Origin of the sequence: Pseudomonas sp. W4I3 (assembly GCF_030816195.1) — a bacterium.
Classification (GTDB): Bacteria; Pseudomonadota; Gammaproteobacteria; order Pseudomonadales; family Pseudomonadaceae; genus Aquipseudomonas.
This window is the reverse complement of record NZ_JAUSXS010000001.1, coordinates 2456295-2480005: the sequence shown is the minus strand read 5'-3', so window position 1 is coordinate 2480005 and position 23711 is coordinate 2456295. Positions and strand designations below refer to the sequence as shown.

The window sequence follows — 23711 nt, the reverse complement described above, 5'->3', positions numbered from 1 at the left end:
TCCATTATCACCACAAGCGGCCTACCCAGCATCGAGCCTTGTCTTTACCCTCTCACGCCATCTTCCTTCGCTTTTATGAGAACACCATGAACGCTACCTCCCAGGCTACAGGCACCATGACCCGAGGCATGGTCATGCTGTTTGCGTTTTGCTGCGGCGCCATCGTCGCGAACATTTATTACGCGCAGCCGATCATCGAACTGATCGCCCCGGACATTGGCCTCACGCCGGCCATGGCCAGCCTGATTGTGTCGCTGACGCAGATTGGCTATGCCCTGGGCCTGTTCTTCCTGGTACCGCTGGGCGACCTGCTGGAAAACCGCAGGCTGATGATCTTCACCACCCTGGTGGCCATTGCCAGCCTGTTGGGCGCAGCGTTCACCGAGCAGCCCAATCTGTTCCTGCTGGTGTCGCTGCTGATCGGCTTCAGTTCGGTGTCGGTGCAGATCCTGATCCCGTTGGCCGCACACCTGGCCCCGGCCGAATCCCGTGGTCGAGTGGTCGGCAGCATCATGGGCGGCTTGTTGCTGGGCATCCTGCTGGCACGGCCGATTTCCAGCGTGGTGGCGGACCACTTTGGCTGGCGTGCAATGTTCATGGCCGCAGCGGCGTTGATGGTGTTTATCAGTGTGGTATTGATGCTGACCATTCCCAAGCGCCAGCCCGACCACAGCGCCAGCTACGGCCAATTGCTGGGCTCGCTGGGCACGCTGTTGCGTCGCCAGCCGGTTCTGCGTCAACGCGCGTTCTACCAGGGTTGCATGTTTGCCACGTTCAGCCTGTTCTGGACCGCAGCCCCACTGGAGCTGGCACGTAATCACGGCCTGACCCAGAGCGAAATCGCGCTGTTCGCCCTGGTCGGCGCCCTGGGCGCCATCGCTGCGCCCATCGCCGGGCGCCTGGCCGATGCCGGCCACACCCACCGCGCCTCACTGTTGGCGATGCTGTTGGCGGCGTTGAGCTTCCTGCCCGCCTTCGTGCACCCGCTGTACAGCGTGATCGGCCTGGCGGTGACCGGCGTGGTGCTGGACTTCTGCGTGCAGATGAACATGGTGCTGGGCCAGCGTGCCGTCTACGCCCTCGACGCCCACAGCCGCAGCCGCCTGAACGCGCTCTACATGACCAGCATCTTCATCGGCGGCGCCTTCGGCTCGGCGATTGCCAGCAGCGTGTATGAACACGGCGGCTGGCTGGGCGTGATGCTGGTGGGCAGTGCGTTCCCGCTGGTGGCGCTGTTACGCTTCCTCAGTGCGTCGCGCCAGGCAGCGGTCGCCACCGCTTAGGAACGCACCAACTTCTCCAAAGCCGCATCGGCCAGAAATGACGAGCGGCTTTTCACATTGTGCTCGCGCACATAACGGTCGATACGCTGGATGACATAACCGGGCAACGTCACATTGACCTTTTCGGTCTTGCCCAGATAGGGCGAGATGTCCAACTCCAGCATGCCCCAGCCCATTCCGGCGTAGTCTTCGTGAGTGTGATGATTGGCCACCGACGTTGGCATTGGAATCTGCCCCCCCTCCCCGGCGATTTCCTGCAAGAGGATGTGCGCAATCTCCACGGCAGCGTTGTACGCCTCTTCAAAACTGTCCCCGGCGGTGACCGCGCCTGGAATATCGGGGATCTGGATACCGGTGGCGGTAAAGTCATCGCCCCATTCGATACAGATTGGGTATTGCATGAATGCTCTCCTTAAAACTGAAACAGCCCGGCGCGTTTCCTGATGCTTCTGACGGTGCCCAGAGGAAGATCCTTCTTCGGATGAGGCACCGGGATCGTGTACGGGTTATAGCGATGGGTAAAAATATGATGACTGCCAGTGACCCGATCCAGCACCCAACCCGCCTCTTGCAACTCCTTGATCAATAGCCTGCTTTGCACCCCTGCCTCCTTGGCTCGGACCGAATAAAAATAACCCTAGAGTTACCTTTACTCAAGCACAAAATGGGCGGGGCTGACTGACGGTTGTTTTACCGGATGTGCACAAAAATGCAGGCGCGCCTGGCGGTGCGGCGTGCAACGTGTCGGAGTCGCTCGGGCTCAGACCAGGCGCGCCTGGTCCAGGCAGCACAGCAAACGCTCGACCGTGTGTTCCAGCGGGCCTGAATTGTCCAGCACGAATAAACCTTCGCCATTGGCGGTGATCAATTCCTCGGTGAACCGCACGTTGCGTGCCAGGCGTTCTTCGATATCCACCAATGGCTCCCGTCCGCGCGCGAGCAGACGCTGGCGCAATACAAGCTGATCAACCGTCAGTAACAGGACCAGCAGCGTCGGGTACCGCTCGCGGGTTTGCGCCAGGTGCGCGCGCGAGCCGTTGACCAGCACGTCCTCCCCCGCCGCCAGCCACTCATCGACCTGCGTGGGGATGCCATAGCTCAGCCCATTGGCCTGCCAACTGAGAGCAAAGGCACCTTGCGCCTGCATCGCCGCAAACTGCGCCGGGCTCACGCCTACCGCCGCTTCGCCCACCGATTCCGCAGAGCGGGTAATGACCCGGCGCACAATGCGGCAACCGCGCTCGGCCAACCGTGGGCGCGCGGCGTCCAGCAGGCTGTCCTTGCCCGAACCCGACGGCCCGATGAGATAAATCAACCTGCCTGCCATCACAACACCCTCTTTGTTTGTTTGCGCACTGGTTGGCTTGGTACACAAGAGTATATCCAGCGAGCGCTCGTCAGTCAGGCAAGCGCTCGATCGCTGCGCTGCCCCGTGGCCTGATGTGGGAGGGGGCTTGCTCCCGATGGCGGTGTTTCATTCGAACAATTTCTAGCTGACATATTGCCATCGGGAGCAAGCCCCCTCCCTCATTTGATCTTCAGTGTTTGGACGCACGGGTATGAAAAAGGCGACCCGAAGGTCGCCTTTTTTCATTGCGCGTACTGCTTGCTCAACCCCGGCGGCACGCCTTGCACGTTGGTCTCTTCCCATGGCCCGTTCGGGCTGATGGAGCGGCTCCAGCCATTGCTCCAACGGTAGTAGGTGCGCTGGCGGTAGAAGGTGTCGGGCTGGTCGTCGAGCACGTAGACCTGCATCTTGCCGTCCCAGTGGCTGGCGGCGCCGGGCGGTGGGGCGAAGGTCGGCGATTTCGTCGGCAGTGGTTTGGGCGCCGGGGTGACCGGGCCGGAAGGCTTGGTGGTCGGCTGGGTCGGCTGGGTCGACGGGCCGGACGGTGGAATGGTCGGGCCGGTAGGTGCTGGCGGTGGCCGATGGACCGCACAGGCACTCAAGCCCACGATCAGGCTGAGCAGGGTCATACGTGCAAATGCGGTCATGGGCGTTTCCTCGAATTACTTGTCCGGACTGTCGACAGTCAGTTGCTGCAGCGCAGTGGTGCTGCTGGCCAGGGGTTGGCTGCGGCCGATCCACTCACCGGCGGTTGGAAGACCCGCCCGGGATATGCGCGCAACCAGTTGGACTTCAGGGAAGTTGGACAGTTTCAACTGCGGCATCATCGCGTCGGCATCGCCCAACTCCACAGTGATGGGCAGCTCGGCGACGGTGACGCGCTTGGCCGCGAGCGGCGCAGGCGGGCCGCTGACGGCGCGGGCAAAGATGAACACACTGTCGCCTGGCAGGGCCTTGGCTTTCACCTCGGCGGACAGGTCCACGCGTACTTTCAGCACAGCGTTTTGCGCGACAGTTCCGCCGCTCTCCCTGAGCTTTTCCGCCGCGCGATCGATGCCGCCTTGCAGCGCGATGCGCGAATTGTCTTCGGGAGGCAGTTGCGCCAGCAGACGGTTCCAGTAATCGATCGCCTCCTGATAGCGCTGGCCTTCAAAGGCGGCGATCCCCAGCAGGCCAAGGCTGGTGACTTCCTTGGGGTCCAGCTTCAAGGCTTCGTCGGTCAGCGCCTGAACCTTGGGTGACCACTGCTTGTTGTCGGCAAAATACTGCGCCTGAGCCCACTGCCCGAGCAACTCGGGCTGGCGACCGGCCAGGGCCACGGTGCGCTCGAAGACTTTAGCCGCATCGGCCGCACGGTCCTGGGCCATGTAGGCGCGGCCCAGGAAGTACAGGCCTTCGGCCGAATCCGGTTTGCGCGGCGGCGGCGCGCTCCAGGCGCTGGGTCATGTCGGCCATGGACACCGGTGGTTGGGAGAACTCACGGGCCAGCTCGACTTTGTCGCTGGCGCCAAAATGCAGGTACAAACCGAGCCCCAGCACCGGCACCAGCACCGCCGCGAGTAACGGCAGCGGTTTGCCCAGGCGTGACTCGCGAGGCTTTGCCACGCCTTCGGTATCGGCCAGCAATTCACGCGCCGCTTCGGCGCGACCGGTGTCCAGTTGCGCGGCATTCAACACGCCTTCTTCCTGCTGCACTTGCAGTTCGGCGACACGCTCTTGATACAGCGCCACGTTCAGCGCGGTGCGATCCTCTTCACGCTGGGCACGACGGCCGCGCAGTACGGGGATCAACAGAAAACTCAGGGCAATCAACAGCAGCAGGCCGGCTGCGAGCCAGAAATCAATCATCAGTCTTGGTGTCCAGCAATTGGTTGAGGCGTTTGCGCTCTTCGGGGGACAGCGCGTCGCTGCCATCGGCAGGCGTGGTACGGCGACGGCGCACGATGACGGCCATGACCACTACCCCGGTCAGCAACAGCCCCGCAGGGCCGAACCAGAGCAGCGCGGTCTTGGCGGTGAGCGCCGGTTTGTAGCGCACGAAATCACCGTAGCGGTCGACCATGAAGTCGACGATCTGCTGGTTGTCCTTGCCCTCCCCCAGCATGCGGAAGATTTCTTTGCGCAAGTCGGCAGCGATGGGTGCATTGGAATCGGCGATGTCCTGGTTCTGGCACTTGGGGCAGCGCAATTCCTTGGTCAGCTCGCGAAAACGCTCACGCTCGGTGTCGTTGGCAAATTCATAGGTGTCGATGGCGGCGTGGGCCACACCGGCCAGCCCCAGCGCCAGCACCGTAGCCGCTAACAGGCGCTTCATGGTTTGGCCTCATCGACCAGCGCCTGGTACTTGGCCGCCAGTTGCTCGCGCCACACCACTTCGTCGATTACGCCGACATACTTGTCACGGATCACGCCCTTGGCATCAATGAAGAAGGTTTCCGGGGCGCCGTACACGCCCAGATTCAGGCCAAGGTTGCCGTCTTCATCGCGGATATCCAACTGGTACGGGTTGTGGAATTCGGCCAGCCACTTCAAGGCCGCTGCATTGTCGTCCTTGTAGTTGATGCCGTAGATAACCACGCCTTTCTCGGCCAGTTTATTGAGCACCGGATGTTCGACGCGGCAGGAGATGCACCAGGTGCCCCACACGTTGACCAGCGCCGGCTTGCCCAGCAGATCGGCGCGGGTCAGTTGCTTGTCGCCTTGCACATTGGGCAGCGTGAATTCCGGGAACGGCTTGCCGATCATGGCCGACGGCAACTCGGCCGGGTCCAGGTACAAGCCGCGATAGAGGAACACCGCTACCACCAGGAACGCTGCCAGCGGCAACACCATCAACCAACGTTTCATACCGCAGCTCCCATACCAAGGGCTTCACGCACCCGGCTTTTGACCTTGACCCGATAGCGCCGGTCCAGCGCGGCGAGCAAACCACCGAAACCTGTCAGCAAGCCGCCGAACCAGATCCAGCGCACGAACGGTTTCACATGCACGCGCACCGCCCAGGCACCGTCGCCCAGCGGTTCGCCGAGGGCCACATACAGATCACGGGTGAAACCGGCGTCGATACCGGCTTCGGTCATCATCGAGCTTTGCACCGTGTACAGGCGTTTTTCCGGGTGCAGCACGGCAATTTCCTTGCCGTTGCGCACGACGCGCACAGTGCCTTTGTCTGACGTGAAGTTCGGCCCTTCAAAATGCTTGGCGCCTTCGAAGATGAAGTGGTAACCGGCCAGGTCCATGGACTCGCCGGGAGCCAGGCGCAGGTCGCGCTCGGCACTGTTCTGGCTGGAGAGCACCACGCCCAGGGCGCACACGGCGATGCCGATGTGGGCGATCTGCATGCCCCAGTAGCTGCGGGTCAAGGTCGGCAGGCCTTTGAGCAAGCCCTTGTGACGGGTCTTGTCGGCGATGTCGCGAACCCCGGCCAGCAACACCCAGGCAGCGAGCAGGAACGTGGCGAGCACCGCCCAGTTGAAGTCGCCGTAGGCAACCCCTGCAATCACGGCCAGGGCCACACTGCCCAGCAGCACCGGCATCAGCATGCCGGCCAGCCATTTCACCGGGGTGTCTTTCCAGCGCACCAGCATGCCAACCGCCATCACCACCATCAACAGGCCCATCAATGGAATGAACAAAGCGTTGAAATACGGTGGGCCGACAGACAGCTTGGCACCGCTCAAGGCATCCAGCACCAAGGGGTACAGGGTACCGAGCAGGATCATCGACGCGGCCACCACCAGTACCAGGTTGTTGCCCAGCAGCAGGGTTTCCCGCGACCACAGGTTGAAGCCGACCTGGCTCTTGACCACCGGCGCGCGCAGGGCGAACAGCGTCAGCGAACCACCGACCACGAACAGCAGGAAGATCAAGATGAACACGCCGCGCGCCGGGTCCGAAGCAAACGCGTGCACGGACGTCAGTACGCCCGAACGCACGAGGAAGGTGCCAAGCAGGCTGAGGGAAAATGCCGCGATGGCCAGCAACACGGTCCAGCTCTTGAACACCCCTCGTTTTTCGGTGACGGCCAGCGAGTGAATCAGCGCGGTGCCCACCAGCCAGGGCATGAAGGAAGCGTTTTCCACCGGGTCCCAGAACCACCAGCCACCCCAGCCGAGTTCGTAGTAGGCCCACCATGAGCCCAGCGTGATGCCGATGCCCAGGAAGGCCCAGGCGACGATGGTCCACGGCCGCGACCAGCGCGCCCAGGCCGCATCGAGGCGCCCGCCGAGCAACGCGGCGATGGCGAAGGCAAAGGCCACGGAGAAGCCGACATAACCCATGTAAAGCATCGGCGGGTGCACGATCAGGCCGATGTCTTGCAACAGCGGGTTGAGGTCATGCCCGTCCACCGGAACCTGCGGCAGAATGCGGCTGAACGGGTTGGACGTCATGATCAGGAACAGCAGGAAACCGATGCTGATCATGCCCATCACCGCCAGCACCCGCGCCAGCATGACTTGAGGCAACTGGCGCGAGAACACTGACACGGCGAAGGTCCAGCCGCCGAGGATCAGCGCCCACAGCAGCAACGAGCCTTCGTGAGCGCCCCACACGGCGCTGAATTTGTAGTACCAGGGCAGCGCGCTGTTGGAGTTGTTGGCCACATAGGCGACGGAAAAATCGTCAGTCATGAAGGCGTAGGTGAGGCAGCCAAATGCGAACAGCAGGAACGCGAACTGGCCCCAGGCCGCCGGCTGCGCCAGGCTCATCCACAGGCGGTCGCCGCGCCAGGCACCGAGCAACGGCACCACGGCCTGGACAATGGCGAAGCACAGCGCGAGGATCATCGCCAACTGACCCAGCTCGGGAATAAACAGTGCGGACATCATCGATCAACCCTCCTTCGCGGGCGCGGGTGCGGATTGACCGCTGTCTTTCAACGCTTTGGTAACTTCCGGCGGCATGTATTTTTCATCGTGCTTGGCCAGCACTTCATCGGCCACCACCACGCCATTGGCGTTGAGTTTGCCCAGGGCGACGATGCCCTGACCTTCGCGGAACAGGTCCGGGAGGATGCCGCGGTAGGTGATGGTCACGGCCTTGTTGAAGTCGGTGACGACGAAGGTCACATCGAGGGAATCGCCGGAACGCTTCAAGGAGCCCTTCTCCACCATGCCGCCGGCGCGAATCCGCGTGTCGACAGGCGCTTCGCCATTGGCGATCTGGGTTGGGGTGTAGAACAGGTTGATGTTCTGCTGCAGGGCACTCAGGGCCAGGCCCACGGCAGCACCAACGCCGACCAGGATGGCAAGAATGATCAACAGACGCTTTCTGCGCAACGGATTCACTGATCGGTCTCCCGGCGCAGACGACGCGCCTCTTGTTGCAGGTAACGCTTGCGCGCCAGCAGTGGCGCGGCGACGTTGAGGGCCAGCACCGCCAGGCAGATGCCATAGGCCGTCCAGACATACAGGCCATGATGGCCCATGGCGAGAAAGTCGCTGAATGAAGCAAAACTCATGCATGCGCTCCCAGGCTGGCTTGAACTTCGGCCTTGACCCAACTGGCCCGGGCTTCGCGCTTGAGCACTTCGAGGCGCATGCGCAGCAGCAGCACCGCGCCGAAGAAGCAGTAGAAGCCCAGTACCATCAGCAGCAACGGTGCCCACATTTCCACGGGCATCGCCGGCTTTTCGGTGAGGGTGAACGTGGCGCCCTGGTGCAGGGTGTTCCACCACTCCACCGAATACTTAATGATCGGGATGTTGATCACGCCGACAATCGCCAGCACCGCGCAGGCCTTGGCGGCGCTGTCACGGTTGCTGATCGCGTTGCCCAGGGCAATCAGGCCGAAGTACAGGAACAGCAGAATCAACATCGACGTGAGCCGCGCATCCCATACCCACCACGAACCCCAGGTGGGTTTACCCCAGATCGCCCCGGTGACCAGCGCCACGGCGGTCATCCATGCACCAATCGGCGCGGCGCATTGCAGGGCAACGTCGGCCAGCTTCATCTTCCAGACCAGCCCGACGATGCCGCACACCGCCAGCATCACGTAGCAGGACTGCGCCAGCATGGCGGCGGGCACGTGGATATAGATAATGCGAAAGCTGTTGCCTTGCTGATAGTCCGGCGGCGCGAAGGCCAGGCCCCAGACCAGGCCGATGCCGATCAGCAACACGGCGGCAACGCTCAACCACGGCAGCAGCTTGCCGCTGATGCCGTAAAACCATTTGGGCGAGCCGAGCTTGTGAAACCAGGTCCAGTTCATTGCTGTTTCTCACGGTTGCTGCTTGTCGTGACAAGCAGCGTAGGGTCTTTACTGGCCAAGCGTGTAAAGCCTGACCAGACCTCATTATTCGCCGACGCTGATCTTCAGGCCGGCCGCTATGGCAAAGGGTGTCAGGGTTACCGCCAGGGCGGCCAGGCTGCCAAGCCACAGGAGGTAACCGGTCGCCGGCATGCCCATCAGCGCAGCCTGCAAAGCACCGCTGCCGAGGATCAGAACCGGGATGTACAAAGGCAGAATCAGCAGGGCCAACAGCAGGCCACCGCGCTTCAAACCGACGGTCAACGCTGCGCCCACCGCCCCCAACAGGCTGAGCACCGGCGTACCGAGCAACAAGGACAGGAGCAACACCGGGAGGCATTCAACCGGCAAGCCCAGCATCAGCGCCAGCAACGGCGAAAGCAAGACCAGCGCGAGGCCGGAAAACGCCCAGTGTGCCAGTACCTTGGCCAATACCAGAAGGGGTAAAGGGTGCGACGAAAGGACCCATTGCTCCAGGGAACCGTCTTCAAAATCACTGCGAAACAGCCCGTCCAGCGAGAGCAGCACGGACAAAAGCGCCGCGACCCACACCAGTCCCGGGGACAAGGTTTGCAACAGTTTAGCCTCGGGACCGACCGCCAAGGGAAACAGGGCAATCACGATGGCGAAGAACACCAGCGGGTTGGCCAGTTCGGCCGGGCGACGGCACAACAACCGCGCTTCGCGGGCGACCAACAGGGCAAACACACTCATGCCGGCCACCGCCCCAGGTCCAGCTCGCGGTAACCGGCGGGCCTGCGCGTCAGGGTGTGGTGGGTGGTGAGCACCACCAGGCCGCCCTGCTCGCAATGCCGGGCCAGGTGGTCTTCGAATTGGGCCACACCTTGTTTGTCGAGGGCGGTGAACGGTTCGTCGAGAATCCACAGCGGCGGGCCGGGCAAATACAGGCGCGCCAGCGCGACGCGGCGTTGCTGGCCGGCTGACAGGGTGTGACAGGGCACGTCTTCGAAGCCCTTGAGACCGACAGCGGCCAGGGCCTGCCAGATCGCGTCGCGGGAAGCGCGATGGTGCAGGGCGCTGAGCCAGCTGAGGTTTTCTTCGGCGGTGAGTACGTCCTTGATCCCGGCGGCGTGGCCGATCCAGATGAGGTTGCGGGCCAACTCGGTGCGCTGTTCATGCAGGGGCTTGCCGTTAAGCCGAACCTCGCCCGCCGTCGGCTGCATCAGCCCGGCCAGCAAGCGCAGCAGGCTGGTCTTGCCACTGCCGTTGGGGCCGCTGATTTGCACCATGTCGCCACCCGCCAGGCGCAGTTCGAGGTGTTCGAACAGCAGGCGCAGGTCGCGTTCACAGGCAAGCGCTACGGCTTCAAGAAGAGGGCTGGTCAAGAGATCGCGGGCCTTTACGGTTCAAGTCGGCGGTGCAGCGGCCGTTACAGTGAGATGCACAATAACGGCTTTGGCGACCGATTTTAGAGAGCTGGATCAAATAGTTGTGAGGTTTTTACCGCTCTCTTTGCAGACGGGCGGCATTATACATGCGATGCCCTACTCTAAAGAGGGCAATTTCCCCTGAGACGACGTGCACGATGACCGGTGAGATCAACCTACCTACCCTGCCCCCAGCCGCGACCCCGGGCCCTGCCCCGCTGCCTGCAGCCGGAGAGCTGCTCAAGCTGCTGGAGCCGCAGACCGGGTTGATCGCGCCCGGAAAAACCGTAAACGCCGAGGTCATCGCGCTTAAACAAGGCGGTGAAGCTTTTCAGCTATTGTTGAAGTTGACCCTCGAAGGCGGGCGCCAGACGTTGGTGCAAGCCAGCAGCCTCCAGCCGTTGCCGCTGGGCAGTAACGTGGCCGTGGGCCAGACGCCGGCGGGCAACCTGACCCTTTCGCTGCAGCAAGCGTTGAGTGCCAATGTCGCCGCCCTCACCCGCATCGACACCACGCAGATGCCAGTGGGCACACTGCTGCAAGCCAAAGTACTGACCACCCAGATGTTGCCCCAGGGCACCGCGCAGCCAGCGGTCTATCGCTCGCTGGTGAGCGTGCTCAATACCGCCATGGCCAGCGCGACCCTCACCGTCGAAAGCCCTCAACCACTAAGGGTCGGCAGCTTGCTCAGCGCGGTGGTGCAAGACACGCAGACGCTGAGCTTTGTGCCGTTGAGCGGGCTGAAGGACCAACTGGAGGTCGCGCAGCAGCTCTCGACCCAGCAGAGTCGCCAAGGCTCGCTGGATGCGGTGTTTACCGCCTTGCAAAACCTGCCCCGCGGCGACAGCACCTCCGCCGACCTGCGCGCGGCGGCCGAACGTTTACTGGCGGCTTTGCCCGACCTCGCGCAGGTCAGCAACCCCAAGGTGTTGGCGCAGCTGGTGCAGAACAGCGGGGCTTTCCTGGAAGCCAAATTACTGGCCGGACAGAACCCGCAAATACCACCGCTGGACATGAAGGGCGCGCTGTTGCGCCTGGTCGGGGATTTATTGCCTGCCCTGCCCGCCAGCACCAATCTGAATGCCATCCTCGCGGCCAATACGCTGGCCCAGGTATTGCCCAATTTTGTGCGCAGCCCACTGGGCACGCTCGGCCAGGTCGGTGCGCGTCAGGCGCCCGCCAGTTTTCCGTTGCCCGAGCGGCTGATGGCCAAACTGGAAGGCGAAGGCGACCTGGAAAACCTGCTGCGCCTGGCCGCCGGGGCAATTTCCCGGTTACAGAGCCACCAACTGTCGAGCCTGGAACAGACCGGCACCACCGCCGATGGCCGCCTGCAAACCACCTGGCAGCTGGAAATCCCCATGCGCAGCCTGCAGGACATCGTCCCGCTGCAGGTGAAGTTCCAGCGCGAAGAGCCACCCTCCGATAAGGAGCAGTGCGAACGCAACGAACGTAAAGACCCCAAGCAAATGCTCTGGCGCGTCGAGCTGGCCTTCGACATGGAGCCATTGGGCCCTTTGCAGGTCCAGGCGCAGCTGACGCAAGGCAAACTCTCCAGCCAGCTGTGGGCCACCCGCGCCTTCACCGCCAGCCTGATCGAAAACCACTTGGGTAGCCTGCGCGAGCGCTTGGTGGCATCGGGACTCAATGTCGGCGACCTGGATTGCCACCTCGGCACCCCGCCACGCGGGCCAAAAACCGGACTGGAGCAACGCTGGGTGGATGAAACCGCATGAAGAACCCTGACACCCCCCGCCAGGCGATCGCCCTCAAGTACGACGGCCAGCAAGCGCCCACCTTGACCGCCAAGGGCGATGAAGCCTTGGCGGAAGCGATCCTCAAGCTGGCGCGGGAAAATGAAGTGCCCATCTATGAAAACGCCGAGCTGGTGAAACTGCTGGCGCGCATGGAACTGGGGGACAGCATTCCCGAGGAGTTGTACCGCACCATTGCCGAAATCATCGCGTTTGCCTGGACATTGAAGGGCAAGTTTCCGGTGGGGTATGACCCCAATGCCGGCCCCGTCGAGCGGGATGTCACTGCGCGTGGCGACGATTACTGACTCAGTTTGGCACCACCTGCGCCAGCACTCTCGAGGCGATTGAGGTGACCACCGGCTTGCGTTGGGCATGCTGCTCCAGGGCTTGCTGGAGGGTCAGGCCCCGGTAAATACCGAGCGCCGCTCGGAACGCGCTGGCGTGCTCGACGGGCAACGGCGCGGTGAAGGTATCAATGAAGTGCGCGTCAATGAGGGTATCGCGAACACGGCTTATCTCGGCGCTTATGGAGTCTTTGTCGCGCGTTGTGACGTTGTCGAATAACGCCTGGTCCCTGACCACGAACGATTGAGAATCGCGAGCCCGCTGCGCCACCAACACATTGCGCTGGCCGTCCCAGGCCGACAGCGAATACTCCTTGAGCACGCCCTTGGTGCCTTTTATCGAATCGATACTCTGATTCCGATGCTCCAGCCCGGCGCTGAAAAACTGGCTCAATACATCGAAATTCATGACTGCCTCATCGGTACCTCGCTTGAGAATCCGGCAACACAGCGTGGTGAGGTCGACCTGTATATCGTGGAAGCGCAATTTGGGCTCAGTCGATATTTGCTCCACCCCGACAATTTTTGGCTTGAAGTCGCTTGGCCACAGGTACAACGCGTCCCGCGTCAAAGGCTGCGCCAGGTGTTTTTCCATGGTCGCGCTAAACCGTTGAACCAAGGCAACGGCCTGGTCATGCACCTGCATCATCCCGGCGCCTGGCATACGGTCCTGGAGCATGTTTTTCACAGCGTCGGTGTTGAGCGCGAATTGGCCCTTGAGAAAGGTGGTCTTGCCCGCTGACGGGGCGCCGCGCACGATCGATACATCCTGTGCCCGTACAGGTACCGGGTCCTGAAGGATGGACCGGAACTGCACCAGATATTTTTCTGCCATCTGTGTGGTCAGGTTTTTCAGAATGTTGGCGTTGAAGTTTTCCGCTTCGGGCAACCAGAGATCTTTTCCGGCCAACGCCTGTGCCAACGTCGGCAGGCTTTTGTCCACGGCAGCCGGGTCGGACCACCCTTTGCGCTCATTGTCCTGCAGCCTTTGCAGCCGTTGAGGGTCACGCGTCAGCGCCTGCCAGGAGCTGATGGCGGGGTCAGCCAGCATGCACGCCAGCCGCTCTCGATAATTGTTCTCGGACAACGGCCTGCGCACCAGCTCGCTCAAGCGTTCACGCGCGTTGCTCGCGTTGATCGATGAAAAGGATCCACCGCGCTCTATCGAAGCGGGCCTCAACAAGGGCGGAACGTGCAGCGCAGAGTGAATCAACATAGCCAGTCATCCAGTCAATCAAGTCTTGGAAACGTAACGCACACGCCAAGACCTGCTAATAGGACTTTTCCTTTGCACACCGCACCATGAACAACGCCTGCGGTGGCCCGTCAGCCCATGACCTCACTCAACGGAATGAAATTGACCCGGTCACCCAGTTCCAGCGTCGTCCCTTCCAGCACCTCCACAAATCCCTCGGCCCACGCCGCGCTGCGCAGGACGCCGGAGCTTTGATTGCGGTAGATGATCGCCTGACCGTGCTCGATACGCCCGCGCAGATATTCGCGACGGTTGCCCGGTTTGGGCCATACGAAACCCACCGGCACTTCGAAGCGCAGCGGCTCGACAACGTCCACGCCTTGACGCCGCAGGAGGTAAGGCCGCGCCAACAGCGCAAACGTCACCAGAGTCGAGGCCGGGTTGCCCGGCAAGCCGATCACCGGCACGCCACGGAAGTGGCCGACCGTCAACGGTTTGCCGGGTTTGATCGCCAGTTTCCACAGGGCCAGTTCGCCCTCTTCACGCAGGGCGATGCCCAGGAAGTCCGCTTCGCCTACCGACACACCGCCCGTGGACAGAATCAGATCGACATCCCCCAGGCTCGCCAATCGCGCACGCGTCTGTTCCAGGTCATCCGGCAGAATCCCGGCATCAATCACTTCGCACGCCATGCGCGCCAGCCAGGCACACAGTACACGGCGGTTGCTGTTGTAGATCTGCCCAGGCCCCAGCGGCAAACCGGGTTCGATCAGCTCGTCCCCCGTCGACAGCACGGCCACCCGCACACGGCGCACTACGTCCAGGCGATCAAGCCCGAGCGATGCGGCCAGGCCCAATTCGATCGGGCCCAGGCGCGTACCGGCGGGCAACACCAATTCACCGACCGTGGTTTCCTGGCCTTGAGGGCGGATGTTCTGACCCGCGTGCAACGGCTCGCTGAAACCCACGCGTTCATCGCTGTGGATGATCGCGTTTTCCTGCATTTCCACGCAATCGGCACCCTCGGGTACCGGCGCGCCGGTAAAGATGCGTGCGCAGGTTCCGGGCGCCAAAGGCTCAGGCGCATTGCCGGCGAAAATGCGCTGGCTGACCGACAAAGGCTCGCCAGCCCAGTCCGCCACGCGCAGGGCGTAGCCGTCCATGGCGCTGTTGGGCCAGGGCGGCAGATCAAGGGTGGAGACCAGGTCTTGTGCCAATACGCGGCCATCGCATTGGGCCAGGCTCACCGCTTCGCGCTCGAGGATCGGCGTGGCGCCGGCCATCTGCAGCAAACGCTGCAAGGCCTCCTCCACCGGCATCAAGGCGCCGGTCTTGCCGGGCTTATCCACGGGATTCACAGGGCTCGGCCTGCTTGAGGTGGGGTACGAAGTTGCAGGGGCGATGACGGTTGTCCAACTGCTCGGCCAGAATGCCGTCCCAGCCGGTGCGCACGGCATTGGTGGAGCCCGGCAGGCAGCACACCAGCGTGCCATTGGCCAGGCCGGCCAGGGCTCGGGACTGCACCGTGGAGGTGCCGATATCGGCGACCGAGATCTGGCGGAACAGCTCGCCAAAACCATCCACCTGTTTGTCCAACAGGCAGCTCACCGCTTCCGGCGTGCTGTCGCGGCCGGTAAAGCCGGTGCCGCCGGTGATCAGCACGACCTGCACCACGTCCTCGGCGATCCAGTGGGCCACCTGGGCGCGAATTTTGTAAAGGTCGTCCTTGAGCAGCACACGTTCGGCCAGGTTGTGGCCGGCGGCGGCCAGGCGGTCGACGAAGACCTGGCCCGAGGTGTCGGTGTCCAGGGTGCGGGTGTCGCTGACGGTCAACACAGCGATATTCAGAGGTACGAAGGGCGCATCAGCCTTGGCTTTCATGGCACGGTCCGGTTGTCGAAGGAACAGCCCGGTGTTATATCACAGGCCCCTGTTTATCTGCCGCAGCGAAACCGCCATGTCCCTTGAGTCTCTACGCCTGCCTTGCTCGGTTTTGTTGTTGGCCGGTGGTCGCGGCCAGCGCATGGGCGGCGAGGACAAAGGCCTGCTGGAATGGCGCGGCCAACCCTTGATCGCGCACCTGCATCAATTAGTACGACCGCTCACGGACGACTTGATCATCTCGTGCAATCGCAACCATGCGCGGTATGCGCCCTATGCCGACCAACTGGTGAGCGACGACAGCCAGGACTTTCCCGGACCACTTGCCGGCATACGCGCGGGACTGTTCGCCGCGCGTCATGAGCATCTGCTGATCTTGCCCTGCGATGTGCCGCAGATCGACGCGCGGCTGCTGGCCGACCTGCGTGCCATTGCCCAAGGCAACCCGCAGGTTCCGGTGATGGTACGCCATGGCGAGTTCTGGGAACCCTTGCTCTGCATTATCCCCACCGCCTTGAAAGATCAGGTGGAGCAGGCCTGGAGTGCTGGCGAACGTAGCCCACGCAAAATCCTGTTGCAGCTGGGCGCCGTAGGCCTGGAATGCCCGAACGGTGACCCACGCCTGGCCAACCTTAATACCCCTGAGCTGTTGCACCCGCCGGCTGGCATGTCAGAATGAGCGCTGCATCAGGAACTTTGCCGGCGTTGCACACGTCACAAGGTCAGCATTTCAAACGTATTCTCTCGGAGACACACCCATGACTCAACGGACCATCGCCGCTCTCATGCTTGCACTGGGCCTCGCCACCCTCGCCGGTTGCGCTTCGCCAACAGTGATCACCCTGAATGACGGTCGCGAAATCCAGGCCGTCGACACCCCGAAATACGATGAAGACTCGGGCTTCTACGAATTCGAACAGCTGGACGGCAAGCACACCCGCATCAACAAAGATCAGGTTCGCACCGTTAAAGACCTGTAAGCCACCGCTTGCACACAAGGCCCGCCTCGCGCGGGCCTTGTTGTTTCTGGCGCTCACCAGTCCAGCGTGATTTCACTGCGAAAGCTGCGTTCCTGGCCGCTGACCGGGTCGACAAAGCGCACGCCCTGGGCCAGCAACTTGAGCGGGTGGGCGTAATCGTCCTGGGCGTCCTTGATCACCTCGGGATAGAACGGGTCATTGCAGATACTCGCGCCAAGCGCAGTCATGTGTACACGCAACTGGTGCTTCTTGCCGGTCACCGGAAACAGGCCATAGCGCCATAGATCGCCATGTTTCTCGCGCACTTCAACGGCCGTTTCGGTGTTGCTGGCACCTGGGCCTTCCTGCATACGGAAGAACGGTTCGCCGTCCACCAGCCGGCTTTTGTGCACCCGCGGGAAGGTCAGGCCAGGCAGGGCCGGCGCAATGGCTTCGTAGAATTTATCGATGCGCCGCGTGGGAAACAGCTGCTGATAGGCCGTGCGGCTGTCGGGGTTGGCCGAGAACAGCACCAGCCCTGCGGTATGCCGATCAATGCGGTGCAAGGGCACCAGGGCGGGATTGCCCAGACGCCGGATCAAACGGCGCAACAGCGTTTGCTCCACATACTCGCCGGCGGGGGTCACTGGCAGGAAATGCGGTTTGTCAGCCACCACCAGGTGTTCATCGGCGTACAGGATGGTTTCCTGTACCGGAATCACTTTCTCGTTGAGCACTTCGCGAAAGTAATAAATGCACAGGCCTTCCTTGTAAGCCAGGTCCAGGCTGATGGGGTGACCGTTGATATCCAGTACCCGGCCACGGGCAACGCGGTCCAGCCACTGTTCACGGGCGATGGCCGGGAAGTGATCGCACAGGCAATCGAGCACTGTCGCCCAAGAGCCAGGCGGCAGGTACAAGGTACTGGCTTGGTGCTGTGAAGGGGAAAAACCGGAAGTGGACATGCCGATGCTCAACGCCTGGAATAAACAGGCGGGCATTATCCCGCAGGGTGCGGGATTGAGCCTAGGAGAGTTATCAGGCCTTGGCCAATTGCGCGCGCAAAACCTTCGAAGCACTCGCTGCCTCGGTAAACTCCTTGAGCCAGCGCAGCACGTCCACGGCCTCCCAACGGCCCGGATCGTAAAGTGCGTAGAGCAAGCCCTGATAACCCACGACATCCAGCTGCTTGTGATAACCGGCACGCTGGAACAACGCCTCGATCTCGGCAAAGCAGGTATTGAAATGCACCTTGTTGAAGGGCGTCTTGCCTTCCGTGACCAAGCCATCGAGGCGCAGCTCGTTCACCGCATCGCGCACGATGTCGGCGGACATGCGATTGACGCTGCTTTTCAGTTGTTCGACATTCACCACGGGCGTTCCCTCTATTCAATCGCTGTACAAACATACAGTAACTTAATAATTGGAAACCCGCCATAGCCTAAACGTCAGCGCAGGAAGGCAACAACTTGCTCAGTGTCGAAAGGCCAATCCAGTTCAGCCCCCGTGTCTACCCGTCGGAGCACCGGAATCCGCAGGCCGTAGGCCTCGGTCAGGTCGTCGGGGTCGGTGATATCCACCAGCTCCACGAGCAACCCGTGCTCGACGAGCGGCATGATTTCGGCTTCGGCAATTTCACACAGATGGCAACCCAGGGTGCCGAACAGCTGGCATTCAGGAAGCATGGCAAATCAACTCGATTGGGAAAACACGCCACCATTCTAAGCCCAACACTGCCCGGCAAGCGCGCCGATCAATCCTGACTGACCGCGCCGATCTTGTGGATCGACAGGTCCGCCCCGTAATACTCCTCTTCCTGGCTCAGACGCAGCCCGGACACGCGCTTGATCACGCCGTACACCAACAGGCCACCCACCAGTGCCACGGCGACGCCGAGGGCGGTGCCGATCAACTGACTGATCAGGCTGACACCGCCCAGCCCGCCCAGGGCCGTCTGCCCGAAGATGCCGCAGGCAATGCCGCCCCATACGCCACAGAGGCCGTGCAGCGGCCACACCCCCAGCACGTCATCGATCTTCCAACGATCCTGGGCGGCCATGAAGCACCATACAAACAAGCCTCCCGCGACCACACCGGTGACCAGCGCGCCCACCGGGTGCATCAGGTCGGAACCGGCACAGATTGCCACCAGCCCAGCCAGCGGGCCGTTGTGCAGGAAGCCTGGGTCATTGCGGCCGATCACCAGCGCGGCAACGGTGCCACCGACCATTGCCATCAACGAGTTGACCGCCACCAGGCCGCTGACGCCATTGAGGGTTTGCGCGCTCATCACGTTGAACCCGAACCAGCCCACGATCAGGATCCACGAACCCAGCGCGAGAAACGGAATGCTCGAGGGCGCAAACGCCACCAGGCGCCCTTCGCGGTAACGTCCGTTGCGCGGGCCGAGCAACAGCACCGCCGCCAACGCCAGCCACCCACCCATGGCATGCACCACCACGGAACCGGCGAAGTCATGGAAGCTGGCGCCAAAGGTCGCGAGCAGCCAGGCCTGCAGGCCGAAGTTGCCATTCCACACCATGCCTTCGAAAAACGGGTAGATGAACGCCACGATCAATGCCGTCGCGCACAACTGCGGAGCAAATTTCGCGCGCTCGGCAATCCCCCCGGAAATGATCGCCGGGATCGCCGCGGCGAAGGTCAGCAGGAAGAAAAACTTCACCAGGCTGTAGCCATGATCGGCGCTGATCACCGCCGCCGGCTGCAGGAAACTGACCCCATAGGAAATCCAATAGCCTATAAAGAAATAAGCCAGGGTGGAGATTGCAAAGTCGCTGAGGATTTTCGACAACGCGTTGACTTGGTTCTTCTGGCGCACCGTACCCACTTCCAGAAAGGCAAAACCGGCATGCATGGCCAGGACCATCACCGCGCCAATCAAGATGAACAGCGTGTTGGAGCTATGGACAAGCGTGTCCACCGCACTTTGCAAATTTTCCATGGAGGTTGGCAGGCCTGCAGTAAGGCAAACAGCACCAAATCGGTTCAAACCGCGATCGTCCGCACTAAATTGGCACCAAAGCTCGCTCCCTACTTCAAAGGGGCGTGAACCGCTTTAGCGCAGCGATCAACACAACCGGCGGTCCCCGACAGGGTATTTGCGCGAGTTTCAGTTAATTAGGGTAAGGTTTTTCAAGGCTTGCACCTCGACCGCCCGGATTCAGCGCAGGCGTCAGGGCCTGCGCACCAAGGCAAAGCAAAAGCTGTACCAGACAATTGCAGTGAACCTTCGGCGAAGCTCGCGACTCGAAACCACACGTACAGAACAGCCACACACGGAGATACCCATGGCCGGCAAAACAGCAAAGACTGCTCAAGAAATATTGATGGCGGATTTTCAGGCCCTCGTCAGCGATACCGAAAGGTTGCTGGATGACACCGCCATCCTGGCCGGCGACCAGGCCGATGAGCTGCGCACCAAGATCCACGAAAGTCTGCTCAAGGCCCGTGAAACCCTGCAATTGACTGAAGACTCCCTGCGTGAGCGTGGCCAGGCGGCCATTACCGCGACGGAAGACTACGTTCAAGCCAACCCATGGCAGTCTGTCGGCATCGCTGCCGGCGTAGGCTTTTTGATCGGTCTGCTGGCTACCAGGCGCTAATATCATGGCTATCGACGAAACCAGCTCGTCAAAGGGCGCAGGTTCCACCTCCCGTCGTCTGGGCGCTGCCGTGCTCGGCTTGCTGCACAGCCATGTCGAACTGTTTGGCATCGAGCTGCAGGAACAGAAGGCACGTACCGTCAGCCTGCTGCTGTTTGCCGGCCTGGCACTGGTGTTCGCCCTGTTGCTGTTGGTCGGCTTATCGACGCTGGTAATGATCCTGGTCTGGGACACCGGCTACCGCCTGACCGGCATCATCTGCCTGTGCGTGTTTTACAGCCTTGCCGCAGCATTCTGCGGGGTACGCTTGAAAGCGGCGGTGTTCGATGAGTCCACCCCGTTCCATGCCACCCTCGAAGAATTGGCCAATGATCGGGAGCGCCTACTGCCATGAGCCTGCCTGAAATCCCGCAAAACACGTCCCGTCGAGAAATGCGCAAAGCGTTGATTCGCCTGCGCATGGAAATGCACCGTCAGGAAATCCGGCATGAGTCCCAGCAACTGATGGGGCCGCTGCACAGAATGCGCAACCTGCGTCACAACTGGCAGGACAGCCTGGGCATCAAGCACGCGCCGTTGTGGGGCGTGGCGGCGGTGACACTGATGGGGTTCTTTACCGGCAAGGGCGCCAAGGGCGGCAGTATCAGCAGCGTGACACGCCTGGTACGGCTGGGGGCCGGGTTGATCCCGCTGATCAAACTGGCCATGCAAGGCGCTTCGCGCAGAAAGTAAGCCCCGCTTGCGAGTTCAATACCACGACCTGACCGCCGGACAATTCTGCAACGGCGGTCAGCGCCTGCTGTTTGTTGCAATCGACACCCTCGACCTGAAGATTTCCGCTTGCCCCGCCAACGCGGAAACGGGAAGCTGATGGTGTCATTCACCGTACGGAGAGTACCTGCCTTGGATTGGCCTACCCTGCTGACCCGCGAACGTCTTGGCAAACCCCTGCACAGCCCTGAAGAACTGGGCCGCAGTCCTTTTCACAAAGACCATGACCGCATCATTTTCTCCGGCGCTTTCCGCCGCCTGGGCCGCAAGACCCAAGTGCATCCCGTGTCCAGCAATGACCATATCCATACGCGCCTGACCCACTCGCTGGAAGTCAGCTGTGTGGGGCGCTCCCTTGGCATGCGCGTCGGCGAAACATTGCGCGGCGCCCTGCCCGACTGGTGCGACCCCAGCGATTTGGGCATGGTGGTGCAGTCGGCTTGCCTGGCCCATGACATCGGCAATCCGCCCTTCGGCCACTCCGGCGAAGACGCCATTCGCCACTGGTTTCAGCAAGCCGCCGGGCGCGGCTGGCTGGATGATATGAGCAGCGCCGAGCGCAATGACTTCCTCAATTTCGAAGGCAATGCGCAGGGTTTCCGGGTATTGACCCAGCTTGAATATCACCAGTTCGACGGTGGCACGCGGCTCACCTATGCCACCCTGGGTACCTACCTCAAGTACCCCTGGACTGCCCGCCACGCGGACTCGTTGGGTTACAAGAAACACAAGTTCGGCTGCTACCAGAGTGAGCTGCCGATTCTGGAACAGATCGCCCATAAACTGGGCCTGCCTCAACTGGAAGAGCAACGCTGGGCCCGCCATCCGTTGGTGTACTTGATGGAGGCGGCCGATGACATCTGCTATGCGTTGATCGACCTGGAAGACGGCCTGGAGATGGAGTTGCTCGAATACGCCGAAGTCGAGTCACTGCTGCTCGACCTGGTGGGTGATGACCTGCCGCAGACGTATCGACAGTTAGGCTCGTCGGATTCGCGTCGCCGCAAGCTGGCGATCCTGCGCGGCAAGGCCATCGAGCACCTGACCAACGCCGCCGCGCGAGCGTTTGTCGAGCAACAGGACGCCCTGCTTGCCGGCACCCTGCCTGGCGATCTGGTTGAACACATGCACGGTCCGGCGAAGCGTTGCGTACTGGATGCAAAGGACATGGCGCGCAAGAAAATCTTCCAGGATAAACGCAAGACCCTGCATGAAATCGGCGCCTACACCACCCTGGAAATTCTGCTGAACGCGTTTTGCGGTGCAGCCTTGGAGCAACACGGAGGGCGTACGCCGTCGTTCAAGCACCGGCGCATTCTAGACTTGCTGGGCAATAGCGCACCGGACCCCACCTGGCCGTTGCACGCCTCGTTCCTGCGCATGATCGACTTCATCGCCGGCATGACCGACAGCTATGCCACCGAGATGGCACGGGAGATGACCGGGCGCTCCAGCCCTCAATAACGACCCGACCGATTGGCTCTGTTCCCTGAAAAGAATCGCCCTACGATGGGAACAGAGCGGCCTGATCGAATTCGTACACACCCCCGAGGAATAATCACGCACGCTATTGCGGACCAGCCGAGCAATTCCTACGCCCCATCGACGCTTGAATCACTGTGTGCACCCTATGCCCAGACATCCCCTACGTATTCTTTTGGTGGAGGACCACCCCTTTCAACTCCTGGCCGCCCAATGCTTGCTCAGAAGCTTCGGCTTCCACCACCTCACCCCCGTCGAAAATGCCGAACAGGCCATACGCACAATGACCCAGTCTGAATTGCCCTTCGACTTGATGTTATGCGACCAATGCCTACCTGACCTACCCGGCATTGAATTGGTGGAGATCGCCAGCCGTGGTCAGTTCATTATCAGCGCAATTCTGTTAAGCGGGCTGCCGACGACAGAGTTACTCAAACTGACCACAGAAGCTGCGCAGCGAAACCTTCCACTATTGGGCTGTTTGTCAAAACCATTAAACAAAGATGAACTTGAAGGTTTAATGCCCTCAACTTAAGCCTTACCAATGTAGGACTTTAAACTTTATCAGGAGCGAAAAATAACGTAAGGGCCGTCGTAATACCCCTGTGCCCGCTAACTACGCCAGCCGCCCTGAAAACATTCAGACTCCGTGTCACGATTACCTAACAGCTTGTAGGCCTGTACCTTTTTTGATGTAGGAAACATCCTGTTTTATGCTTGTCCCCCCCACGCTCCATGCTGCTGCCTCTTCTTCTGAGCTAATGTGACCGCTTTATTTGCACCTGCATGGAATGTGATTATGAACACCGTTTTTATTATCGACGACCACCCCGTTATACGGCTTGCCATCAGAATGTTACTGGAACATGAAGGTTACAAAGTCGTTGGAGAAACGGATAACGGGTGCGACGCCATACAAATGGTCCGCGAATGCCTGCCGGACTTGGTCATTCTCGATATCAGCATCCCGAAACTCGACGGCCTCGAAGTACTCTGCCGATTCAACGCCATGAACACGTCGATGAAAACCCTGGTCCTCACAGCCCAGTGTCCAACCCTGTTTGCCACGCGTTGCATGCGTTCGGGCGCCGACGGCTATGTCTGCAAGGAGGGGGACCTGAGCGAACTATTGAGTGCTATTCGCGCAGTACTGTCCGGTTACAACTATTTCCCCAGCCAAGCATTGAATGCAAATGGCGTAGAAGGTGGGGACACCCAGGAGTTGGAGCTCTTCAAAGCGGTTAATGATCGAGAACTCATGGTCCTGCAACTTTTTGCACAAGGCCGCACTAACAAGGAAATAGCCAAGGGCATGTTTTTGAGTAACAAAACAGTCAGCACTTATAAAAAGCGACTAATGCAAAAACTAAAAGCCCAATCTTTAGTCGAGCTCATCGAGATGGCAAAACGAAACGCGCTAGTGTGAGA

Annotated in this window: 30 protein-coding genes and 1 pseudogene; 11 read left to right on the top strand and 20 right to left on the bottom strand. The window is 61.2% G+C overall.

Going from position 1 to position 23711, the window contains the following annotated elements; all coding sequences use genetic code 11:
- Window positions 1–86 precede the first annotated feature (86 nt).
- Window positions 87–1283, top strand: coding sequence for an MFS transporter (locus tag QF045_RS11470; protein ID WP_306492285.1), 1197 nt, complete (start codon window positions 87–89; stop codon window positions 1281–1283).
- On the opposite strand, the gene QF045_RS11465 is transcribed toward QF045_RS11470, so the two are convergent.
- The 13 genes and pseudogenes from QF045_RS11465 to ccmA all read right to left on the bottom strand — a co-directional run bounded on the left by QF045_RS11465 (window position 1280) and on the right by ccmA (window position 10229).
- The gene (locus QF045_RS11465; RefSeq protein WP_306492284.1) at window positions 1280–1684 is read right to left on the bottom strand and encodes a type II toxin-antitoxin system HicB family antitoxin; all 405 of its coding nucleotides are present in this window, start codon (window positions 1682–1684) and stop codon (window positions 1280–1282) included. The genes QF045_RS11470 and QF045_RS11465 overlap by 4 nt on opposite strands.
- An 11-nt stretch (window positions 1685–1695) precedes the next feature.
- On the bottom strand, window positions 1696–1884 hold the full coding sequence (locus QF045_RS11460) for a type II toxin-antitoxin system HicA family toxin (RefSeq protein ID WP_065901605.1): 189 nt from the start codon (window positions 1882–1884) through the stop codon (window positions 1696–1698).
- Window positions 1885–2043: 159 nt separating this feature from the next.
- Window positions 2044–2610, bottom strand: coding sequence for a phosphonate metabolism protein/1,5-bisphosphokinase (PRPP-forming) PhnN (phnN, locus tag QF045_RS11455; RefSeq protein ID WP_306492283.1), 567 nt, complete (start codon window positions 2608–2610; stop codon window positions 2044–2046).
- 263 nt (window positions 2611–2873) lie between these two features.
- Window positions 2874–3278: a hypothetical protein gene (locus QF045_RS11450; RefSeq protein WP_306492282.1), complete on the bottom strand. Its 405-nt coding sequence runs from the start codon at window positions 3276–3278 to the stop codon at window positions 2874–2876.
- A gap of 15 nt (window positions 3279–3293) precedes the next feature.
- Window positions 3294–4479, bottom strand: a pseudogene (ccmI, locus tag QF045_RS11445) (c-type cytochrome biogenesis protein CcmI).
- On the bottom strand, window positions 4472–4945 hold the full coding sequence (locus tag QF045_RS11440; protein WP_306492281.1) for a cytochrome c-type biogenesis protein: 474 nt from the start codon (window positions 4943–4945) through the stop codon (window positions 4472–4474). The pseudogene ccmI and the gene QF045_RS11440 overlap by 8 nt, the downstream one beginning before the upstream one ends.
- Window positions 4942–5478: a DsbE family thiol:disulfide interchange protein gene (locus QF045_RS11435; protein ID WP_306492280.1), complete on the bottom strand. Its 537-nt coding sequence runs from the start codon at window positions 5476–5478 to the stop codon at window positions 4942–4944. Before QF045_RS11435 ends, QF045_RS11440 begins: the two co-directional genes overlap by 4 nt.
- Window positions 5475–7460 (bottom strand): heme lyase CcmF/NrfE family subunit, encoded by a 1986-nt coding sequence (locus QF045_RS11430; RefSeq protein ID WP_306492279.1) that lies wholly within the window; start codon window positions 7458–7460, stop codon window positions 5475–5477. Before QF045_RS11430 ends, QF045_RS11435 begins: the two co-directional genes overlap by 4 nt.
- Window positions 7461–7463: 3 nt before the next feature.
- The gene (gene ccmE, locus QF045_RS11425) at window positions 7464–7919 is read right to left on the bottom strand and encodes a cytochrome c maturation protein CcmE (RefSeq protein ID WP_306492278.1); all 456 of its coding nucleotides are present in this window, start codon (window positions 7917–7919) and stop codon (window positions 7464–7466) included.
- Window positions 7916–8092 (bottom strand): heme exporter protein CcmD, encoded by a 177-nt coding sequence (ccmD, locus tag QF045_RS11420; protein ID WP_124385805.1) that lies wholly within the window; start codon window positions 8090–8092, stop codon window positions 7916–7918. Before ccmD ends, ccmE begins: the two co-directional genes overlap by 4 nt.
- Window positions 8089–8844, bottom strand: coding sequence for a heme ABC transporter permease (locus tag QF045_RS11415; protein WP_306492277.1), 756 nt, complete (start codon window positions 8842–8844; stop codon window positions 8089–8091). The genes ccmD and QF045_RS11415 overlap by 4 nt, the downstream gene beginning before the upstream one ends.
- 84 nt (window positions 8845–8928) lie before the next feature.
- Window positions 8929–9597 carry a heme exporter protein CcmB gene (gene ccmB, locus QF045_RS11410; protein ID WP_306492276.1) on the bottom strand — a complete coding sequence of 223 codons (669 nt, stop codon included), beginning with the start codon at window positions 9595–9597 and terminating at the stop codon, window positions 8929–8931.
- Complete coding sequence (gene ccmA / locus QF045_RS11405; protein ID WP_306492275.1) at window positions 9594–10229, bottom strand: cytochrome c biogenesis heme-transporting ATPase CcmA; 636 nt, start codon at window positions 10227–10229, stop codon at window positions 9594–9596. Before ccmA ends, ccmB begins: the two co-directional genes overlap by 4 nt.
- Before the next feature lie 200 nt (window positions 10230–10429).
- On the opposite strand from ccmA, the gene QF045_RS11400 reads away from it, so the two are divergent.
- On the top strand, window positions 10430–12007 hold the full coding sequence (locus QF045_RS11400; RefSeq protein WP_306492274.1) for a flagellar hook-length control protein FliK: 1578 nt from the start codon (window positions 10430–10432) through the stop codon (window positions 12005–12007).
- On the top strand, window positions 12004–12333 hold the full coding sequence (locus tag QF045_RS11395; RefSeq protein WP_306492273.1) for an EscU/YscU/HrcU family type III secretion system export apparatus switch protein: 330 nt from the start codon (window positions 12004–12006) through the stop codon (window positions 12331–12333). The genes QF045_RS11400 and QF045_RS11395 overlap by 4 nt, the downstream gene beginning before the upstream one ends.
- Before the next feature lies 1 nt (window position 12334).
- Here QF045_RS11395 and QF045_RS11390 read toward each other — a convergent pair whose 3' ends face one another.
- The 3 genes from QF045_RS11390 to moaB form a co-directional block, all read right to left on the bottom strand.
- Complete coding sequence (locus QF045_RS11390; protein WP_306492272.1) at window positions 12335–13315, bottom strand: hypothetical protein; 981 nt, start codon at window positions 13313–13315, stop codon at window positions 12335–12337.
- A 383-nt stretch (window positions 13316–13698) separates the two neighbouring features.
- Window positions 13699–14925 carry a gephyrin-like molybdotransferase Glp gene (gene glp / locus QF045_RS11385; protein ID WP_306492271.1) on the bottom strand — a complete coding sequence of 409 codons (1227 nt, stop codon included), beginning with the start codon at window positions 14923–14925 and terminating at the stop codon, window positions 13699–13701.
- On the bottom strand, window positions 14909–15448 hold the full coding sequence (moaB, locus tag QF045_RS11380; RefSeq protein ID WP_017136189.1) for a molybdenum cofactor biosynthesis protein B: 540 nt from the start codon (window positions 15446–15448) through the stop codon (window positions 14909–14911). Before moaB ends, glp begins: the two co-directional genes overlap by 17 nt.
- 76 nt (window positions 15449–15524) lie before the next feature.
- Here moaB and mobA point away from each other — a divergent pair, with 76 nt between their 5' ends.
- Entirely contained in the window at window positions 15525–16127 is a 603-nt protein-coding gene (gene mobA / locus QF045_RS11375; protein WP_306492270.1) for a molybdenum cofactor guanylyltransferase MobA, read from the top strand.
- A 79-nt stretch (window positions 16128–16206) separates the two neighbouring features.
- Complete coding sequence (locus QF045_RS11370) at window positions 16207–16428, top strand: YgdI/YgdR family lipoprotein (protein ID WP_003189935.1); 222 nt, start codon at window positions 16207–16209, stop codon at window positions 16426–16428.
- Window positions 16429–16481: 53 nt separating this feature from the next.
- On the opposite strand, the gene QF045_RS11365 is transcribed toward QF045_RS11370, so the two are convergent.
- From QF045_RS11365 to QF045_RS11350, 4 genes are all read right to left on the bottom strand, one after another.
- Window positions 16482–17372 (bottom strand): pseudouridine synthase, encoded by an 891-nt coding sequence (locus tag QF045_RS11365; protein ID WP_306494883.1) that lies wholly within the window; start codon window positions 17370–17372, stop codon window positions 16482–16484.
- A gap of 73 nt (window positions 17373–17445) precedes the next feature.
- The gene (locus QF045_RS11360; RefSeq protein ID WP_306492269.1) at window positions 17446–17781 is read right to left on the bottom strand and encodes a transcriptional regulator; all 336 of its coding nucleotides are present in this window, start codon (window positions 17779–17781) and stop codon (window positions 17446–17448) included.
- Between the two features lie 74 nt (window positions 17782–17855).
- A complete protein-coding gene (locus QF045_RS11355; protein WP_124385795.1) occupies window positions 17856–18092 on the bottom strand; it encodes a glutaredoxin family protein in 237 nt (78 codons plus the stop codon).
- 68 nt (window positions 18093–18160) lie between these two features.
- Window positions 18161–19369: an ammonium transporter gene (locus QF045_RS11350; protein ID WP_306492268.1), complete on the bottom strand. Its 1209-nt coding sequence runs from the start codon at window positions 19367–19369 to the stop codon at window positions 18161–18163.
- Window positions 19370–19715: 346 nt separating this feature from the next.
- Here QF045_RS11350 and QF045_RS11345 point away from each other — a divergent pair, with 346 nt between their 5' ends.
- From QF045_RS11345 to QF045_RS11320, 6 genes are all read left to right on the top strand, one after another.
- Window positions 19716–20030, top strand: a complete 315-nt coding sequence (locus QF045_RS11345) for a YqjD family protein (protein ID WP_306492267.1) — start codon at window positions 19716–19718, stop codon at window positions 20028–20030.
- A 4-nt stretch (window positions 20031–20034) separates the two neighbouring features.
- Window positions 20035–20424 (top strand): phage holin family protein, encoded by a 390-nt coding sequence (locus QF045_RS11340; protein ID WP_306492266.1) that lies wholly within the window; start codon window positions 20035–20037, stop codon window positions 20422–20424.
- A complete protein-coding gene (locus QF045_RS11335; RefSeq protein WP_306492265.1) occupies window positions 20421–20762 on the top strand; it encodes a hypothetical protein in 342 nt (113 codons plus the stop codon). The genes QF045_RS11340 and QF045_RS11335 overlap by 4 nt, the downstream gene beginning before the upstream one ends.
- Window positions 20763–20933: 171 nt before the next feature.
- The gene (locus QF045_RS11330) at window positions 20934–22265 is read left to right on the top strand and encodes a deoxyguanosinetriphosphate triphosphohydrolase (protein ID WP_306492264.1); all 1332 of its coding nucleotides are present in this window, start codon (window positions 20934–20936) and stop codon (window positions 22263–22265) included.
- 166 nt (window positions 22266–22431) lie between these two features.
- Window positions 22432–22818 (top strand): response regulator, encoded by a 387-nt coding sequence (locus QF045_RS11325; protein ID WP_306492263.1) that lies wholly within the window; start codon window positions 22432–22434, stop codon window positions 22816–22818.
- A gap of 264 nt (window positions 22819–23082) precedes the next feature.
- Window positions 23083–23709: a response regulator transcription factor gene (locus tag QF045_RS11320; protein ID WP_306492262.1), complete on the top strand. Its 627-nt coding sequence runs from the start codon at window positions 23083–23085 to the stop codon at window positions 23707–23709.
- Window positions 23710–23711 lie beyond the last annotated feature (2 nt).